The following is a 16,182-nucleotide window of genomic DNA, read 5'->3' as shown; positions in this document are numbered from 1 at the left end:
GCTCCCCCCACTCCCCACTCCCTACTCCCTCCCTTCCCTGCATACCCTAGAAAGAAACATAACAAAGCTGATGCCATACATCCGGTGAGCAGCATATCAGAGACACCAATTCTCGCCCAAATAATGGTTTCGGGATTAAGTGCCATGAGCGCTGCTGCTATAAAAGATGTTAAGTAGCGGCGAGTAGGACGTGAAACTTGCTCTAAGTCGTCTTGTTTACCCAAATACCACTGTATGGTGTAAAAAGCTAAACAAACTAAGCCGAATGCTGCGATCGCTGACGGAAGGCGTACTGCCCACTCATTCACCCCAATAATTGCATAAGCGATCGCCTGACACCAGTAAATTAAAGCAGGTTTATCGAAACGAGTGTCACCATTGAAAAATGGGGTAATCCAATCACCTGTGACGAACATCTGGCGGGAAGCTTCGGCAAACAGCGGCTCTGTCTCATCAATCAAGCCAGTGTTGCCCAAATTCCACCCAAAAGCTATCCAGCCAATCACTATCAACCACAAAATCGATACAGTGATACCAAGGGCTGGATTCTTTCCTATTTTATTGAACCACTCATCAACAGTGTGCTTAACACTCAATTTCATTCTCATTAGTCAATAGTCAACAATCACTAATCAATAGTCGTTGGTTATCTATCTTTTGTTCTGCGGAGTTTTAAATTCAACAATTTTCTTCTCCTCAGTACTCTACACTTTTTCCTGATCTGTAACGCCAGTTGCTCAAAGTCGCCAGAAAAACTTCTCCAACACACTAGTAGTTTGAAGACAAATGGCTTAAACCCCTTGTCTTCAAAGTAGCTGAATTTACACCAAGCTGTATTAGTTTTTCAGTACTACTAATATATCGACTATGGACTCAGCACTAGTTGCCATTCCCTATTTTGGGAATTCCATTTAGGTAATTGAGTTTCACCGACAACATAGGGGCCCCAGTAACGACGGGAACCATCTTGTGCGAAAGCAACTAAAATATCTCCCTTCTCCAACTTTAAATTATTCTGAGGTAGGGATAAAATTAGTCCCTTCTCATTACCTTCTTGGGGAGCAAAATCCCAATGTGCCGGTACATCATAGTTAGCCTGTTTAGTACCAGAGCCTTTTGCTACCGACTGTCGCGCCAGTAGAGCCAACCGTACAGGCTGATTTGTTTGATTGCTCATTCGCAAAGTTCCTTGATCCTTGGCAATGCTTGCTGATTTATCACGCTCTGCCAAGACAGGATAAGTATTCTCTTTAATACTATGTTCTACTTGATTGGTTGGAGTAGTTGCTGGAGTAGATAGACTAGCTGAAATACCTTTTTCAGGTGAAACGGGTGTAGAGGAATTTGTATCCCACTGGGTAGTTTCAGTTGGCAGTTGTGAAGATGTATCTGGGTTTGTGGATTCAAAGGATACGCTCACTCCAAAGTATCCCACCAGAGCAATAAGCAGTCCCAAGCAAGAAGCTGTAACACCGACGTTACGATACACGGAAGATTTCATATTGATAGTTATTAGAAATAAATATTTTGTCTAGGCTTGACCAAATAGTAGCCTATTATCACAAAAGAGAATCATAGCAAGTAGCCTAATATAGACTTTCCTAAAATTAGGGATACTTATGTATTACAAGTATCATTTCATTAGAAAGAATTTCAGGAAATTACTGCCTTGATGTTTGATAAACAAGGGGTACAGACACCCATTGCTTCGGAGCTTGACCGTAGGTTTGGATAAAAACAAGAAAATTAGATACCTAGCCAGCCAATTCATTTGAATAAAAAAATAAAAATTTCCTGAAACCCCTAACGGCCTCAACAAGGAATCTTTTGCCAAACCTTAGATAAATCAATCTAAGTGGTATATTTTATCTCTGACTATTAAGAAGTCACCTTGAGGGAATGTTTGGAAAGCGTTTGGAAATCCTCCTAAATCCACGCCAGTTTGCACAATGGAAAGGCAGCATGGTGAATCCAGGGGAAAAATACGGGTTTCCCGTCGTAGGGAACTGGCTTTAACGTTGAGTCTTGGGGAACCCCTTCAAACAACTCCCCACCCCTAAAAAAGGGATCTTTGAGCCATTTTCCCCCTTCTTCAGTCCTGTTTAGGGGGATCAAGTTAAATATTTATACTTTCTAAACATCCTCTAAGAAACTGAACTTCTTTGAAGATGATAAAATGGGCAAATTTGAAGAATACTGGAAGTCCAGTATGTATCTACAATATTAACAAACAAGCTGATGCTAAAACCAATATCCTCCTTAATATATTTCAAGATATCTTGACTTTTCCCCAGAAGCCCTTGTAATGCAAAACACTCGTATCAATAACTTATTCGATGCCATTGCTACACGCTTGGGGCAATGGTTTTTAAATCCTTGGCGGCGGCTATCGTTACTAATCATCAGTTTTTTGTTTGGTTTTTTTCTGGGAAATGCAATTTCCACTACAGCTGGCCAACGGGGTGTATTAGATATTGTGGTAGCTGCTTTTTTAGTACTGTTAACAGAAATTACCAGTAGGATATTTTACAGTCGCAGCTTTTTGGAAAGGCGATCGCTCTTGGTAGACTCACTAAATCTTCTCAAAGTTGGTTTCACCTACAGCCTGTTTCTCGAAGCCTTTAAGCTGGGATCGTAGCATGGGGGATGAGGGAGATGAGGGAGATAGGGAAGCAGGAAGCAAGAGAATCGGCGTTAGCAGATGGGTTAAGGGCTAAAGCTTTTGGGATCACGCCGGAAAATGTAGATGAAGTGATAGAAAGGCGATCGCATTTACTAAAATCTGTCCTCCCAGCTTTTAGCCAATTCTGCCAAACTACTTTTCAAATCGAACCCAAGGAAATGTTACAAGTTTTGTGGGACTTGTGGTTGCCTTTGGGAATCAAACTAGCATCGCAGCGCCAACAGTTAGAACGCCCTCTGATTCAAGGAATATTGGGAGGACAAGGCACTGGTAAAACCACAATGTCTAAGGTTCTCAGTTTGATTCTCGATCAGTTGGGATACCGGACTGTGAGTTTGTCTTTGGATGACTTATATAAAACTTACAGCGATCGCTTGGTTTTAACACAGCAAGATCCCCGCTTGATTTGGCGTGGCCCACCAGGAACCCACGATGTAGATTTAGGTTTAAATGTATTAGATCAAATCCGCCAGTTGCAAAGCCCAGTGATGATTCCCCGCTTTGATAAATCTGCTTATGGAGGCGCTGGCGATCGCACTAATCCAGAAATGGTTACAAACACAGATGTTGTACTATTTGAAGGTTGGTTTGTGGGTGTACAACCAATTAACGCAGATATATTTGATACTGCACCGCCGCCAATTATCACAGATGAAGATAAAGCATTTGCCCGTGATATGAATCTTCGCCTCCACGATTATCTACCACTATGGGAGCGATTAGACAGCTTAATTGTGCTATATCCAACCGATTATCGCTGTTCTTTGGAGTGGCGCAAACAGGCGGAACAGCAGATGATTGCTGCGGGTAAATCGGGGATGAGCAATGCAGAGATAGAGAAATTTGTCAATTATTTTTGGCGATCGCTGCACCCGGAATTATTCATCAAACCGTTGGTAAAAGATGCAACAGCAGTTGATTTAGTAATTGAGATCCATGCTGATCATAGCTTTGGTGAAGTGTATTGCGATCGGGCTAATTTGTAATTCGTAATTTGTAATTTCTAAGATATAAGTTGGGTTTCATTCTTCAACCCAACCGTATTGAGACATAAACCGCCCAGAACTAAAGTTCCGGGCTAATAGCTAAAGTCCGTTAAAACGGACTATAACCTCTTCTCAGTCGTCTAAAGACGACTTTCGCTATTAGACTCAGAATTTATTCTGAGGCGGGCTTGTTGTCGTAACTTCTGCTCTAGTTATTGGCGTTACTTCTCAAGCAAATCAGCTAAAAACACTATAATTTCCTTAAAGCGTGATTTATCCTACTCCTTAGACCAAAAATGCCAGAGGTATCGTTAAAGCTTTTCTTTTCTTACTCTCACAAAGACGAAACTCTACGGGATGAACTCGCTAATCACCTGAGTACTTTGAGACGGCAGGGTGTGATTTCAAGCTGGCACGATCGCAAGATACTACCTGGAGAGGAGTGGGATCATCAGATTAACGATATCTAAACACCGCCGACATCATTCTTTTGCTGATCAGTTCATACTTTATTGCTTCCGATTATTGCTGGGATGTCGAAGTTAAGAAGGCAATAGAACGGCATCATGCAGGAGAGGCTTGTGTTATCCCTGTTATTCTGCGAAGTGTTGATTGGAGTGGCGCACCATTTGCAAAACTTCAAGCTTTGCCTAAGAATGCTGAACCTGTAGTGTCAAGAAATTGGCACAATCAAGATGAAGCTTTCACAGATGTAGCTAGAGGAATTCGGGCGGCTGCTGAGAAGCTAAAGAAGGAAAGAGACGAACGAAGGCAAAAACAGGAAGCAGATAAGCTGCGACTACGGGAACAAGAAGAGGAAAATAGAAAGTTACAACAACAGCAACAAGAAAGGCTGCGGCTACAGGAACAACAAGAAGAGGCAGATAGGCTACAAAAACAGGAAGCAGAAAAACTACGAAGAGAACAACAAAAAAAAGAGGCAGATAGGCTACAAAGACAAAGAGAACAAGAAAAAGCCGATAAGCTGCGACCACAACAGCAATCTACTGCTAACGATCTCCCCTCTGAGAAAGGCGTAGACTATACGCGGTTGCGGGATTTACTTAAAGCAGGGACTTGGGAACAAGCGGATGAAGAAACTCTAGCTGTTATGCTCAAAGCATCAGGCAGAGAATCAGAACGCTGGCTTGATTCTAAATCTATTGATAACTTTCCTTGCACTGACTTACGCACCATTGACCAACTGTGGGTAAAATACAGCAATGGGCACTTTGGGTTTAGTGTGCAAAAGCGGATTTGGGAAAGTGTTGGAAAAGACTACGAAAAGTTTGGCGATCGCGTCGGATGGCGAAAAGGAATGTTTTTTAATAAAAACTGGCTATCTTACTCAGACCTGACCTTCACAAGTGCTGCTTCTCCGCAGGGACATTTGCCTGTGTGGATATTGGTGATGGGGGAGGAGAGTATTGTTGCTTTGCGCGTGGGGTTTTTGGGTGGTGAGATTAGTGGTTCTCTTTTCTCGCGTCGAGACTTGTAAACTGTAACATATAAGGCTTACAGGAAATTGTAAAGATTCACAAACAAGTCATTTAGCACTAAGTATTGCGGTTTCTACGTTTCCGTTACCTGGTACTGTGGCAAAAAAACGTCTTCTTGTTGGGCTTGTAGTACAATGCTAGCTTTTTGGGTGTCATAGCAATTAGCAAAGATAAATTTGCTTGCTACTTTTTCTATTTCATGGTTACTTGCTTCCCATTCATCCCAAGGTAGTCTCATACTAATTCGTAATTCGTAATTCGTAATTCGTAATTCGTAATTCATAATTAGACAAGTTGTAAGAAGCTCTCTCGATAATTTTAACTACTTGGGAAACCTCCAGCTTGAAAAATTTGTTCGGCGGTTAAATTTAATTCTGGGAAAGTAGGTGAGACGATGCAATCCGTACCTCTAAATTGAGTAACTTGGTATTCACCATCGATTAATTGATAAATAGACATAGTAGGCTGTTTGGGGTTGTCAGTGAACTTTTTAGCGCCTAAACCCAGATAATCTACAACCCAGTATTCAGGAATTCCAATACCCTCATACTTACCTTGTTTTGTGTAGTAGTCATCATCCCAATTGGTACTAACTACCTCAACTACCAAAGGAATTGATGCTGCATAGGATACAGTTGATTCTTTTTTCCATAAGTCATTTCTAATTTGCAGAAGTTCTTGTTGTTCGACTTCGAGGAGAGGTTCTAGAGATAAGTAGTTAGAAAATGATTCACTGTATTGTTCTTGAAAGCCAAACAGACGCTGAACTTCTTCTAAGGATAAATTACGAGCGTTGAGAATTGTCATATATTTTTGCTTGATTAAGGTGCAACCCAATCCAAGTTACCTATATAAAACCTATGTTAACCCCTACTTGACTGACCAACTTCAACGAAAATATTAACCCTCAAGAAACTCCTCTTTAACTTCTTGACTCTGTGTTCTCTGTGCCTCTGTGGTTAAATAAAAAACTTTTGAACCGCAGAGACGCGGAGAACGTAGAGAGAAAAGGAGATATTAAAAGTAATTAGCCAAGTCTTCTTTTAACTTCCTCAGCCAAATCTACTAGTAGCACTTCTACTTGCTCACCTGTTTTCAAATCTTTCAGCGAAGACTTTTGCGCTGCTGCTTCCTCAGAACCAATAATTACACAAAATTGAATTCCTTGCTTATCTGCTAGCTGAAATTGTTTACCTAAGGGGCGCTTATCAAAGTTAGTGATGACATTAATTCCAGCTTGACGCAGATGTTGCGAAACTTTTAAATAAGTTGGCATTAAATCTTCTTGCATATTCACTACCATCACCTGGGCTGGTGTAGCAGCTAAAGTACTAAGAATACCAGCTTTTAATAAGCGACTAATTAAGCGAGTTAATCCTATAGAAATGCCTACCCCAGGCATTTTTTCACCCAAAAACACTCCAACTAATTCTTCATATCTGCCGCCAGAACAGATACTACCTAAAGCTTCATGTCCTAATAAGGTTGTTTCGTAAACTGTGCCAGTATAGTAATCAAGCCCACGGGCAATGGATAAATCAATACAGAAACGATTTTCGGCAACTCCAAGATTACGCACGCCTGCAATTACCGTTTCTAATTCGCTAATTCCCAAACTCAATTGCTCAGTTTCTGACAGATTTTCTGCTAGGTGCTTAAGCTTATCTAATACTTCATCGACCGAACCATCTATTTTAATAAAATCAATAATTTTTTGAGCATGTTCTGCTAAAATTCCATTTTTCTCTAAATCTTGTTTTACCTTAGTCTCACCAATCTTTTCTAGAGTATCAACAATGCCAATACAGGATTTAATTTGGTTCTCAGCAATTCCCACTGACTTAAAAAACCCTGTAAGAACTTTACGATTATTGATGCGAATCAAAAAATCACCGATATTAATTGCTTCAAATATCTCAGTGATAATTGCAGGCATCTGAGCATCATAGAGCAAGCTGAGTTCACGACGAGCAACTACATCAATATCGCACTGACGGAACTGACGAAAACGCCCATCTTTTGCCCGTTCTCCCCGAAAAACTACATCCATTTGGTAGCGGGCAAAGGGAAAGGTTAATTCATTCAGGTGACGGGCAATATAAGCCGCTAATGGAACTGTTTGATCAAACTTTAAAGCTCTTGCTTCCGAACCAGTTTCGCCTGATTTATCTCTCTCGGCTTGGCGATTTGGTGGCAATATGGGATCAATGCCATAGATGATATTGTCACCTTGATTGCCTTTAGCTTGCAGCACTTCTAAACGTTCTACAGCAGGTGTTTCGATGGGCGTAAATCCATAGCTTTCAAAAACTCTACGGATGATATCTAACAAATATAATTCTAGACGCTTTTCACTAGGCAGAAATTCTGGGAAACCACTAGGAGTAGAAAAGTTTATTTTGTCACCTTTTGCCATGCGTGTACCTTACTAAGTTGAAATTTGAGATGAAAGCCTAACGACTGGAAGTCGTGGCTACATAAACAAAGTCCGCCTGCGCGGACTGGAGAATAATTAGTGATTATCTCTGAGCGAAGAAATTACTATCTTACCCGTTCTTCTTGAATTAGGGTGCGTTGAAAGATTTGATTGTTTTTGAACCAATGCCAAGTGCGGGCACGATTGTTATTGTCAGGACTAATGTAAATCATTTCATATAAGCTCATTTCGGGGTTTGTCTTATAACTAAACCACAAAATAACAATCGAATCATCGGCTTCCCAGGCCTTTCCGTCTATGCGATCGGTGTCAAACCAAAGTTTATTATCTTTATAGATTCCTGGAAATTCATATTCTTCTCGTTTACCATCAGACCATTTATAGCGATTGATTTGGTAGTAGGGATGAGGGCCATTTTCTGGAAATTGACAAGTTAAGTGAGACTCGTAGCTGTCAAGGATTTTTCCGGCTGTATCAATTACTGTATAAGTTCCTACCCAATCTCCTTCATGACGGGCAAGCACCGGCATTCCTTCTCGAATATTTGACATTGCAATTCACCTTTTATTGTTCTAACATTTGGAAAAATTGAGTAAAGTAATCAGGAAAAGTTTTCGCTGTATAACCAACCAGGGTCTTTTATTACAATGTCTGGAACCTTTAAGCTAGTGACAGCAAATGCCAGTTTTCACTAAATAAGGCATTTTCTAAAATCGAGTCACCTGGCGCTAAAGCCGCGACGAGTAATGCCCGATTGGTAATACTTTTAGAAACAGGAATCTCTACCGTGGCATCTACTGGGCGATTCAGAACAGGGATTGCAATGGTATCCATTTTAAATCTCTGTGCAGGTAGTCAGCTACAACTTAATTATGTTCGCATATTATGAGTTGGGAGTGGGGAAGGTTGTCAAAGACGGCTTTAATCATTGCTGGCATAACTTGACGCCAAGCATAACGAATTCCGTTTTTCTTCCAAGCGATGCCTGCGGCGGGCTACGCCTACGCGTTTCTCGTCGGCTTTTAATGTTCTGGTTGAGGTGCTGCAAGTCACCTCTTTATCCACACCAATATCTTTCACCAGTTCCGCCGCTTGCGATCGCCAGTTTACGCTTTTATTGTCCACGCCCTGGCTTACAATCTGCAAAACCCAACGCCTCTGTGTCGAGAAAACTTGCGATCGCCATCTCAATAACTGCTTCGATTGGATATTCAATTTCAGTAGCGCGAGCAATTAGAGCGGCACGAATTTGTTCAGGTAAACATCCTAAAATAACTTCGGCATCATTGGGGGAAAGTTGCTCTTGGGATTTTGCTTGCATCGCTTTACTACCCTTCGGTTGGAATTTGAACGTTGTAAGGAGGTTTGGTGGCTCTTGTTTAGATATCCTCTTTATCTTCGATCGCCCGTTGCTCATATTCTGTAATGATGCTCTGAATGTCATCTGCCGCAATATCGACTTGTTCAGATTTTGCATAAATAGTCAGCAAAATAATTCCCGTTGCTGTCTTGACATAGTAAATCAGACGATAGCCACCGCTTTTACCTTTTTGAGTGTCGCTATTTCGGACTCTTAACTTGAAGACCGCATAACCAACACCAGGTATTTGATCTCCTGGCAACTCTCCCTGTTCAAGTTGTTCGATGACGGGTTGTATATCATTCCGAATATTGCGATACTTCTTGGCAAGAGCGCGTAGATTTCGGTTGAACGTTGGCGAAGCTTCAACTTGAATAAAAGGCTGATCAGTCATTTTCCAGCCCTTCCCAAAGTTGAGCCACCGGGATAGTTTGCCCAGTCATGGCTTCGTGCCAAGCTTGCCGGAAATCTGCTAAGACTTCTGCTTGAGATTGATCATCCAGAACTTCCTCTTCTGAAATTAGAATAATAACTTCTACGCGACTGTTTTTATCTGTTATGAGAGGATGATCTAAGGTTAGTTGTCCTTGCTCATTAATCGTTGCCATGACTTTAAGTGCTTTCATTGCTACTCCAAGATGTTCCTAAACTCGGCTTTCACGCTTTCGGCTCCAAAAGTTGAAAGATGGACTCACGGCTAACCAGTTCAGTTGTTTCACCTTCAGCGATCGCTTGCTCCATTGCCACGTCTTCAATAATTTCTGCCAGAAATTCAGAAACTTCTTTTCGATTGTCACGAATTAATTCAATAATCGCGCTTTTCAAGATTTCCTTAAGTTGATCTGGGTTTATAGTAATTTCAGACATTGTGCCTCCATTAGGTTAGTTTAAGTTTGATAGATTGATTCCTAGCGCTTCAAGCTGCTGATTAATCCAAGTTGTTGCTGCCGCTTCATCGGTTTCGATCGCTCGTTCTACTCCTGTTTTAGCAATTTCTAGCAGTTGCTTGGATTGCTCACGCTTTTGGTGAGAGACTTCAACTTTGCTTCTAATTTTCTGCTGAAAGGAATTTGGCGCATCCCAAATTAGAAATTGAGCAATTTCGTTGGGGTATAGCTCAATTTGCCCTGATGAACCTTTGAAATGCTTTTCAACGAATAGCTTTCCAATAACGCTATTGAGGTAAATCGACAGATAAACCGGGTCAAGTAAATCAGTTCTAAGAATAGTAACGTGGTTATCTGGCAAAGCTTCTTGTTCATAGAGATAAGGCGCACAGCGCCCAATTGTGCCGATACCTGTACCGTTGATTAGAACATCATCAGTTTGAATTGTAAGCGGATTATCATTTTTTGGCAGATAAGCATAGCGATTGTCGTCTGTCAGGATGACTTCGCCTTCTCGAACGTGCCTGGAATTGACAACAGGTAAACCTAACTCATACTCGTTTTCATCTTCAATGTATTGAGGTTGTTTTCCTCGTTGATTAAGGGTGAGTAAATTACCAAGGGGCGTTAATTTAACCTTTTCTTCAAGTCGTTCAATTAATTGGTCAAATTTGGGCTGGTAATACTCAGCATCGAAGCGACCAGAGGACAGGAACGACTCAGTAAAACTCTTGATGGAAATGGTTTCTTCCGTTGGTTGCCAGTCCTTCAAGCCAAGCTCCGACAATAGCAAATCCTCAGCTTGTTGATAGATTTCTATTGCTTTTAATCGATCGTAGTGTGCTTGTTCAAATAATTTATTGAGTCTTGATTGAAATTCTAGATTCAACAGAGGAATTTTTATTGCTGCTAGTTCTTGAGCATTGACATTTGACTGGTTGATTGAAATTCTAGCCCGTCTCTTTATATCCCAAATTCCTAAACTAGAATTTAAGAATGCGACTAAATATTCAGGTAAAATCTTTGACTCGTCAGTTCTTACTCGTATTAGATAAGATGCGAAAACTAAATCTTCATCGGAGAAATTTCTAAATATGCCTGTTCTTCCAACGAATTCAAAAGAATTTGTTCTATTGAATAGAATATCCCTGTCTTTGAGTTTGAAAGCTTCTATATCTACAGAAGAAATATCTGCAAACTTAGAAACCTCGGTGTCGCAGAGCATATTATGAATTTCATTCATCCTGTATATTTTTGTGCCTTCACCTTCTTCATTCATATCTATTGAGATTCCGTACTGCACAAAAGTTAGGGTTTCAGCAACATCTACATAACTATAATTTGGATTTTGAATAGGTGGTCTTCTGTGAAATTCACTATCGATTCTAAAATCTTTGTTTTCTAAGGTTTCACCAAACAAAACTTCAACTGCTTCCAGCCCATCCATTAACCGTTGATACCTCACAGCATCAAACGGCGTAACAGATGGGCTGGATTCAAAAAAACTGAGCTTCTCCTTTTTGGCAAACTCAATAAACGCTTCCGCAATGCCGTCTTCCGTTAGTCCTTCGTGGTTATACAAATCATGATCCACCACTAAATGACCGTGAACATCTTGCAAAAAATCGCCCTCCACCCCAACCACTCGCTGCATCGGAGAAGGCGGCATCAATTCACTGAGTTCATCATCAGGCGGTGAAGTAGACGATGAAAGTTTGCGCCAGATTTTATCCCCAGAATTATCTTTGCCCGATTTCCGCATCGTCGCAAAAAAGATGTTGTAGTCATCCTGTCGAGGACAGAGTGCGCCCACCTTCGGGTCATCATTCCACTTCTGCACAAACAGCACCGAAGTCTTTGTACCCGTGTGCGGCTTAAATGTATTGCCATGCAGCCCCACCACCGCCAAAATCCGGCAGCGTTCGGCAATGAAATCTCGAATATTCTTATCCGATGAATTGTTAAACCGTCCTTGGGGCAACACGATCGCCATTCTACCCCCCGGTTTCAAAAAGTCCAAATTGCGCTCAATAAACAAAATATCGCGCCCAACCTTGCTTTGCCACTTACCATCCGGCTTCTTTGCCAAATCATAGCGGGCAATCATGCGCGGTTCTTTGATATCTCCGGCAAAGGGCGGATTCGCCATCAACACATCAAACTGAAACTCTCGAAAATCTTTATTCCCTTTCGGTCGCAACCGTTTCAGCCGTTTGAACCCAGCATTATAAATGTTATCCCATTCTTCTTGTTCCGTTACTTCATTCCACAGTTCATAGTCCAGGGTGTTCAGGTGCAATACATTTGTCTGCCCATCCCCCGCAATCAAGTTCAGCGTCCGCGCCACCCGCACCGCCTTTTCATCAAAGTCTATGGCAAACACCTTCTCTTCTACATATTCACTACAACGGGGTGGCTTATCTTCCAACGAAAACAAATGACTCGCCTGCAACCCCTCATCCGCCAAAATCTGCCGCCACACATGAAAAATCGTATGCACCGGAAATCCAGATGACCCCGCCGCCGTATCAATCATGTACTCATCCTCTTGGGGATTGAGCATTTTCACGCACATATCAATCACATAGCGCGGCGTGAAATATTGCCCTTTATCCCCTTTACTGCTCTGGTTAATCAAATACTCAAAGGCTTCATCGATTACATCCAGATTGGAGTTAAACAGTTTCACATTCTCCAAGGACGACACACAAACCGACAAATGCGAAGGCGTGAGGCTAATTTTAGCATCTTCACTAAACACCCCTTCCCACTTTTTCTTTGCCCCATCAAACAAATCCTGAATTTTGGTTTTGAGTGCCGCTTCTGTTTGTCCCGTATTGCGAAACTCTAGAGAACGGGTTTTACGGCGGTTGCCCTGCCCAGAATACCACTCATCATAGAGCTTCGTAAAAATCAGCTTAAACAGTTCCTCAAAGACATCAACCCCAGCATTCGCCAGCACCTCATCTTCCATTTCTTCGATCAGAGTTTTGAGAGATTTATTCTCCTTGATCAACTTGTCATTAGCAATCAAGTCTTCCAGCGTGAACTTAATCTGAAGAATATCTGCCAAGGTTTGATTAGCATTGGGCAAACCGGGGATATCTTCAAAATAATTGGGATCTTTGCGCTGGTAGTAAGAAATTTGATCGCCATTCGTCCAAATTGCGATCGGCGCACCTGTGGCATTGCAGTAAGAGCGAAGCTGATCCTTCCCGTCTTTGAGCTTCGGCTTTTTTAGCTCCACCAGCATATACACCGTGTTTGGACGGTCTTTGTCCATCACCACAATGTCTGCCCGTTTCACCTCGCGCCCAAAGTTCACCCCATACTCAACTTGAATACGACTGAGGGGATAGTGGAGACGTTTATTCAAAACCTGTAAATATAGCTGCCGAATTGCTTCCTCTGGTGTAAGCTTAATTGCCTTCTGACGCACCAAACAAACGATATAAGGCACTTCGCCACTTTTGGTTGCTTTCAGAGTAATGCTCTGCTCTAACTGCTCAATTTCCGCCGCAGTAAACTGCGACAGTTTGTAGTTTGAGTCTTTGAGGATATCGGCTAGGTTCATCAGGCGTTACAGAATCTACATCAAGGCTTAGTCCGTTATAGAGTGTAACGCTATTGTAGAAATTGACCTATAGGTTTTCTGAATAGTTTGAAGGCAACTTCCTAATTCTAGATATAGTAAGAGATGCCAAAATTGAAGCATTGATGCAATGGCCAAGCAATGGGCATGATTCACCGTGAATGCCTTACTTTGACAAGATTACAAAATTTCATCAACCAGGACAGTACCACCTTCATAAAAATCAATGCTGAGATGAGAATCTGCAAGTAGTGCAGTTCCCTGGAGAGGACGACGACCCATCGCCAACACAATAACTTCTCGCTCCGCACCGTTCCAAACAATCTTTATTGCATGAGCATTTGTTATAGTTTTGGAGTTGTCGGCAAGATTTGCTTGAATTTTAGCAATATATGGCAAGCTAAGTTTTGCAACCAGATCGGGTGGCAAGGTAAGAAAACCTTCAAACCCCGTATCAATAACAAACTCAATTTCTACATCTGACTTGTCTTCCAAACGAACCAAGACACTCATTCGTGCTTGAAGCCCAACCACCGTCCCGTGTATCACTGTACCGTCCTGACTAATGAACCACCAACAGCATACACGGCATCATAACCAATCCTTTCTGCCCAAATTGCTGCATCGGGCTGTTTGGCTTGCAAACGACGGCTTGTTACCAACAAATCATCACCAATTTCATATTCACCTGTTTCAACATTGATGGAAATTAATTTGCCAATATTCTCTACTGTCTCAACTTGGGGACGGATATGTTTTTCGTAGAATTCTTTACCACGTTGGATAATTTCTTCGTCACTTAGTTTCGGATAAGACATACAGGCAAGCTTCCAAGTAAAGCATTTTATCGCCCTATTTATTATAGTGTGCAACTTATTGTTAAACGACAAGGAAACGAGCAGCGATGCCTGTCATCTCATATTCCCGGCTGTCTTTGCCATACTTCAACACCACACCACTCACCAAGTAAACAAACAGACTTGTGTTTTCAATAAACGGACTCGTGTTTTCAATAAATGGACTCGTGTTTTCAATAAATGGACTCGTGTTTTCAACAAACGGACTCGTGTTTTCAACGAACGGACTCGTGTTTTCAATGAACAGACTCGTGTTTTCAACGAACGGACTCGTGTTTTCAACAAACGGACTCGTGTTCTGAACCAAAACTATCAAAATTATTCCAGATGCTTTGGTTATCGTAGACGAAACTGTGGCAGAAGCGATCGCCATTGGTTACGGTAATGAGTTGCATAGTGATGATGGCATTGGTCACTCCCCATTCTCAAACCACCAAGGGTCATTAGTATCGTTAGTTTTAATCAAAATAGCTTTTTTTCGCATGAACCGTTTCAGCGCCGCCGCACCCATGCGTGAGCCTCCCATACCAGAAAATTTGAAGGCGTTTTTCTCTCCCTCGTGCATGATGGCGGTGAGTGCAGCATCGTTGATACTGATGGCACCTGCATCTATCTGCTGGGCAATTTCTAAGGCTTCGGCTTCTGAGGCAAAGACAGCAGCACTCAATCCATAAATAGAATCGTTTGCTAAAGATACCGCTTCCTCTACTGTGGAAAAAGGCATGATTGGCATAATGGGGCCGAACGTCTCTTCGGTCATCACTTTCATGGAGTGATTAACCTGGGTGAGAACTGTCGGACGACACCACCAACCCCCACCTAAATCTTCAATTACACCGCCGCAGTGAATTACTGCTCCCTTTTCAACTGCATCTAGGAGATGGCTGCTAATAATTGCTGCTTGTCTTTCAGCGATGATGGGGCCAATTTCTCCACTTTCAACTGTGGGGTAGGCTAGTTGAAGGCGATAAGCTTTGGCTACTAGTTGATGGTAAAACTTTTCAAATATTGATTCAGCAACGTAAATCCGCTCAATTGATAAGCACGACTGTCCGGTGTTGACGACGGAACCCCATAAGATTGCTGAGGTTGCTAATTCTAAATTGGCTGATTCTAAAACGATCGCAGGATCTTTTCCTCCTAATTCCAAAAAAGCTGGAATAAACCGTTTCGCAGCCGCTTCTGCTACTTTCCGCCCCGTTGCTACACTGCCTGTAAAGCATACCAAATCTACATTCTCAATCAAATCAGATCCGGTTGCGCCTGCTCCTTCAACAAAAGTTAATACATCGCGCAATTCAGGAACGGCGCTGAGTGCTGTTTTCAGTGGTGCTACGAAGCGGGGAGCAATTTCACTGGGTTTGACAATGACGGCACAACCCGCCAGTAATGCTGGAATGGTATCAATGGTAGACAGCAACAGTGGAAAATTCCACGGGCTAATTATCCCAACTAGGGGGTAAGGAACGGATGTTTGTTGCAAGGCGATAAATGGAATTGCTGTGTTTTTTGCAGATTCTTGCAGCAAGTCCGGTGCTAACTTACACCAGCGATCAATGCTAGAGAGAAAAGAATCTATTTCCAATATTGAGGTCGATAATCTTCCTGTATCATTTACCAAAGCCTCAGTTAAGCGATCGCGCCCTGTTAATATCGCTTCCTTCCACTGCTGTAAGGCTTCAATTCTACCTTCTAAACCTAGTTGCTGCCAGCGAACTTGCCCTCTGCGGGTGCGCTTACATTGTTGTGCTAGCAGCCTTGGAGGCGGCGGGATAATTACGTAGTCAAATTTGCCAGTTCGGGGATTACGGACTTCTATTGGATTAGTCATTAGTCATTGGTCATTGGTCAAGGAAGAGGACAAGGGGCAGGGGGCGGGGG

The 16,182-nt window shown here is 42.1% G+C and carries 20 protein-coding genes and 1 pseudogene; 5 read left to right on the top strand and 16 right to left on the bottom strand.

Translation table 11 applies throughout. The features are described from left to right. A partial coding sequence (locus F8R90_RS19355) for an ArnT family glycosyltransferase (RefSeq protein ID WP_196512027.1) occupies nt 1-608 on the bottom strand: 608 nt, incomplete at its 3' end. 257 nt (nt 609-865) lie between these two features. Beyond that, nucleotides 866-1,501: a hypothetical protein gene (locus tag F8R90_RS19350; protein ID WP_196512026.1), complete on the bottom strand. Its 636-nt coding sequence runs from the start codon at nt 1,499-1,501 to the stop codon at nt 866-868. Nucleotides 1,502-2,305: 804 nt separating this feature from the next. Here F8R90_RS19350 and F8R90_RS19345 point away from each other — a divergent pair. The 4 genes from F8R90_RS19345 (at nt 2,306) to F8R90_RS19330 (ending at nt 5,167) form a co-directional block, all read left to right on the top strand. Beyond that, nucleotides 2,306-2,638: a DUF565 domain-containing protein gene (locus F8R90_RS19345; RefSeq protein WP_196512025.1), complete on the top strand. Its 333-nt coding sequence runs from the start codon at nt 2,306-2,308 to the stop codon at nt 2,636-2,638. A 17-nt stretch (nt 2,639-2,655) separates the two neighbouring features. Continuing rightward, nucleotides 2,656-3,669 carry a glycerate kinase gene (locus F8R90_RS19340; RefSeq protein ID WP_196512024.1) on the top strand — a complete coding sequence of 338 codons (1,014 nt, stop codon included), beginning with the start codon at nt 2,656-2,658 and terminating at the stop codon, nt 3,667-3,669. A gap of 296 nt (nt 3,670-3,965) precedes the next feature. Then, nucleotides 3,966-4,139 carry a hypothetical protein gene (locus F8R90_RS19335; protein WP_196512023.1) on the top strand — a complete coding sequence of 58 codons (174 nt, stop codon included), beginning with the start codon at nt 3,966-3,968 and terminating at the stop codon, nt 4,137-4,139. A gap of 20 nt (nt 4,140-4,159) precedes the next feature. Beyond that, the gene (locus F8R90_RS19330) at nt 4,160-5,167 is read left to right on the top strand and encodes a GUN4 domain-containing protein (RefSeq protein ID WP_230966450.1); all 1,008 of its coding nucleotides are present in this window, start codon (nt 4,160-4,162) and stop codon (nt 5,165-5,167) included. A 74-nt stretch (nt 5,168-5,241) separates the two neighbouring features. On the opposite strand, the gene F8R90_RS19325 is transcribed toward F8R90_RS19330, so the two are convergent. The 13 genes and pseudogenes from F8R90_RS19325 to F8R90_RS19265 all read right to left on the bottom strand — a co-directional run bounded on the left by F8R90_RS19325 (nt 5,242) and on the right by F8R90_RS19265 (nt 14,262). Then, on the bottom strand, nt 5,242-5,451 hold the full coding sequence (locus F8R90_RS19325; RefSeq protein WP_196512029.1) for a hypothetical protein: 210 nt from the start codon (nt 5,449-5,451) through the stop codon (nt 5,242-5,244). A 35-nt stretch (nt 5,452-5,486) separates the two neighbouring features. Next, nucleotides 5,487-5,975 (bottom strand): Uma2 family endonuclease, encoded by a 489-nt coding sequence (locus tag F8R90_RS19320; protein WP_196512022.1) that lies wholly within the window; start codon nt 5,973-5,975, stop codon nt 5,487-5,489. A gap of 220 nt (nt 5,976-6,195) precedes the next feature. Next, a complete protein-coding gene (gene hisS, locus F8R90_RS19315; RefSeq protein WP_196512021.1) occupies nt 6,196-7,584 on the bottom strand; it encodes a histidine--tRNA ligase in 1,389 nt (462 codons plus the stop codon). 125 nt (nt 7,585-7,709) lie between these two features. After that, on the bottom strand, nt 7,710-8,156 hold the full coding sequence (locus tag F8R90_RS19310) for a DUF3598 family protein (RefSeq protein ID WP_196512020.1): 447 nt from the start codon (nt 8,154-8,156) through the stop codon (nt 7,710-7,712). Nucleotides 8,157-8,289: 133 nt separating this feature from the next. Continuing rightward, nucleotides 8,290-8,439, bottom strand: a pseudogene (locus F8R90_RS19305) (3-phosphoshikimate 1-carboxyvinyltransferase); the annotation flags it as partial. An 87-nt stretch (nt 8,440-8,526) separates the two neighbouring features. Then, nucleotides 8,527-8,730: a hypothetical protein gene (locus tag F8R90_RS19300; RefSeq protein WP_196512019.1), complete on the bottom strand. Its 204-nt coding sequence runs from the start codon at nt 8,728-8,730 to the stop codon at nt 8,527-8,529. After that, complete coding sequence (locus F8R90_RS19295; RefSeq protein WP_196512018.1) at nt 8,720-8,926, bottom strand: hypothetical protein; 207 nt, start codon at nt 8,924-8,926, stop codon at nt 8,720-8,722. Before F8R90_RS19295 ends, F8R90_RS19300 begins: the two co-directional genes overlap by 11 nt. 58 nt (nt 8,927-8,984) lie before the next feature. Then, nucleotides 8,985-9,359: a type II toxin-antitoxin system RelE family toxin gene (locus F8R90_RS19290; RefSeq protein ID WP_196512017.1), complete on the bottom strand. Its 375-nt coding sequence runs from the start codon at nt 9,357-9,359 to the stop codon at nt 8,985-8,987. Beyond that, entirely contained in the window at nt 9,352-9,591 is a 240-nt protein-coding gene (locus tag F8R90_RS19285; RefSeq protein WP_196512016.1) for a type II toxin-antitoxin system RelN family antitoxin, read from the bottom strand. The genes F8R90_RS19290 and F8R90_RS19285 overlap by 8 nt, the downstream gene beginning before the upstream one ends. A gap of 31 nt (nt 9,592-9,622) precedes the next feature. Beyond that, nucleotides 9,623-9,832 carry a hypothetical protein gene (locus tag F8R90_RS19280; RefSeq protein WP_196512015.1) on the bottom strand — a complete coding sequence of 70 codons (210 nt, stop codon included), beginning with the start codon at nt 9,830-9,832 and terminating at the stop codon, nt 9,623-9,625. A gap of 15 nt (nt 9,833-9,847) precedes the next feature. After that, entirely contained in the window at nt 9,848-13,426 is a 3,579-nt protein-coding gene (locus tag F8R90_RS19275; protein WP_196512014.1) for an N-6 DNA methylase, read from the bottom strand. Nucleotides 13,427-13,624: 198 nt separating this feature from the next. Continuing rightward, nucleotides 13,625-13,993, bottom strand: a complete 369-nt coding sequence (locus F8R90_RS19270) for a clan AA aspartic protease (RefSeq protein WP_196512013.1) — start codon at nt 13,991-13,993, stop codon at nt 13,625-13,627. After that, nucleotides 13,990-14,262, bottom strand: coding sequence for a hypothetical protein (locus F8R90_RS19265; protein WP_196512012.1), 273 nt, complete (start codon nt 14,260-14,262; stop codon nt 13,990-13,992). The genes F8R90_RS19270 and F8R90_RS19265 overlap by 4 nt, the downstream gene beginning before the upstream one ends. Nucleotides 14,263-14,320: 58 nt before the next feature. Between F8R90_RS19265 and F8R90_RS19260 the strand changes: the two genes are divergently transcribed. Continuing rightward, nucleotides 14,321-14,686 carry a hypothetical protein gene (locus tag F8R90_RS19260; protein WP_196512011.1) on the top strand — a complete coding sequence of 122 codons (366 nt, stop codon included), beginning with the start codon at nt 14,321-14,323 and terminating at the stop codon, nt 14,684-14,686. A 27-nt stretch (nt 14,687-14,713) separates the two neighbouring features. On the opposite strand, the gene F8R90_RS19255 is transcribed toward F8R90_RS19260, so the two are convergent. Continuing rightward, nucleotides 14,714-16,132 carry an aldehyde dehydrogenase family protein gene (locus F8R90_RS19255; protein WP_196512010.1) on the bottom strand — a complete coding sequence of 473 codons (1,419 nt, stop codon included), beginning with the start codon at nt 16,130-16,132 and terminating at the stop codon, nt 14,714-14,716. Nucleotides 16,133-16,182 lie beyond the last annotated feature (50 nt).

Origin of the sequence: Nostoc sp. NZL (assembly GCF_015714705.1) — a bacterium.
Classification (GTDB): Bacteria; Cyanobacteriota; Cyanobacteriia; order Cyanobacteriales; family Nostocaceae; genus Nostoc; species Nostoc foliaceum_A.
This window is presented reverse-complemented; position numbering and strand designations above follow the sequence as displayed.

Excerpts from the sequence above, each read along its gene's own strand:
- F8R90_RS19295 (WP_196512018.1), bottom strand. The coding sequence starts at position 8,926 with ATGCAAGCAAAATCCCAAGAGCAACTTTCCCCCAATGATGCCGAAGTT.
- F8R90_RS19335 (WP_196512023.1), top strand. The coding sequence starts at position 3,966 with ATGCCAGAGGTATCGTTAAAGCTTTTCTTTTCTTACTCTCACAAAGAC.
- F8R90_RS19275 (WP_196512014.1), bottom strand. The coding sequence starts at position 13,426 with ATGAACCTAGCCGATATCCTCAAAGACTCAAACTACAAACTGTCGCAG.
- F8R90_RS19285 (WP_196512016.1), bottom strand. The coding sequence starts at position 9,591 with ATGAAAGCACTTAAAGTCATGGCAACGATTAATGAGCAAGGACAACTA.
- F8R90_RS19290 (WP_196512017.1), bottom strand. The coding sequence starts at position 9,359 with ATGACTGATCAGCCTTTTATTCAAGTTGAAGCTTCGCCAACGTTCAAC.
- F8R90_RS19255 (WP_196512010.1), bottom strand. The coding sequence starts at position 16,132 with ATGACTAATCCAATAGAAGTCCGTAATCCCCGAACTGGCAAATTTGAC.
- F8R90_RS19310 (WP_196512020.1), bottom strand. The coding sequence starts at position 8,156 with ATGTCAAATATTCGAGAAGGAATGCCGGTGCTTGCCCGTCATGAAGGA.
- F8R90_RS19340 (WP_196512024.1), top strand. The coding sequence starts at position 2,656 with ATGAGGGAGATAGGGAAGCAGGAAGCAAGAGAATCGGCGTTAGCAGAT.
- F8R90_RS19325 (WP_196512029.1), bottom strand. The coding sequence starts at position 5,451 with ATGAATTACGAATTACGAATTACGAATTACGAATTACGAATTAGTATG.
- F8R90_RS19265 (WP_196512012.1), bottom strand. The coding sequence starts at position 14,262 with ATGTCTTATCCGAAACTAAGTGACGAAGAAATTATCCAACGTGGTAAA.
- F8R90_RS19345 (WP_196512025.1), top strand. The coding sequence starts at position 2,306 with ATGCAAAACACTCGTATCAATAACTTATTCGATGCCATTGCTACACGC.
- F8R90_RS19350 (WP_196512026.1), bottom strand. The coding sequence starts at position 1,501 with ATGAAATCTTCCGTGTATCGTAACGTCGGTGTTACAGCTTCTTGCTTG.
- F8R90_RS19280 (WP_196512015.1), bottom strand. The coding sequence starts at position 9,832 with ATGTCTGAAATTACTATAAACCCAGATCAACTTAAGGAAATCTTGAAA.
- hisS (WP_196512021.1), bottom strand. The coding sequence starts at position 7,584 with ATGGCAAAAGGTGACAAAATAAACTTTTCTACTCCTAGTGGTTTCCCA.
- F8R90_RS19320 (WP_196512022.1), bottom strand. The coding sequence starts at position 5,975 with ATGACAATTCTCAACGCTCGTAATTTATCCTTAGAAGAAGTTCAGCGT.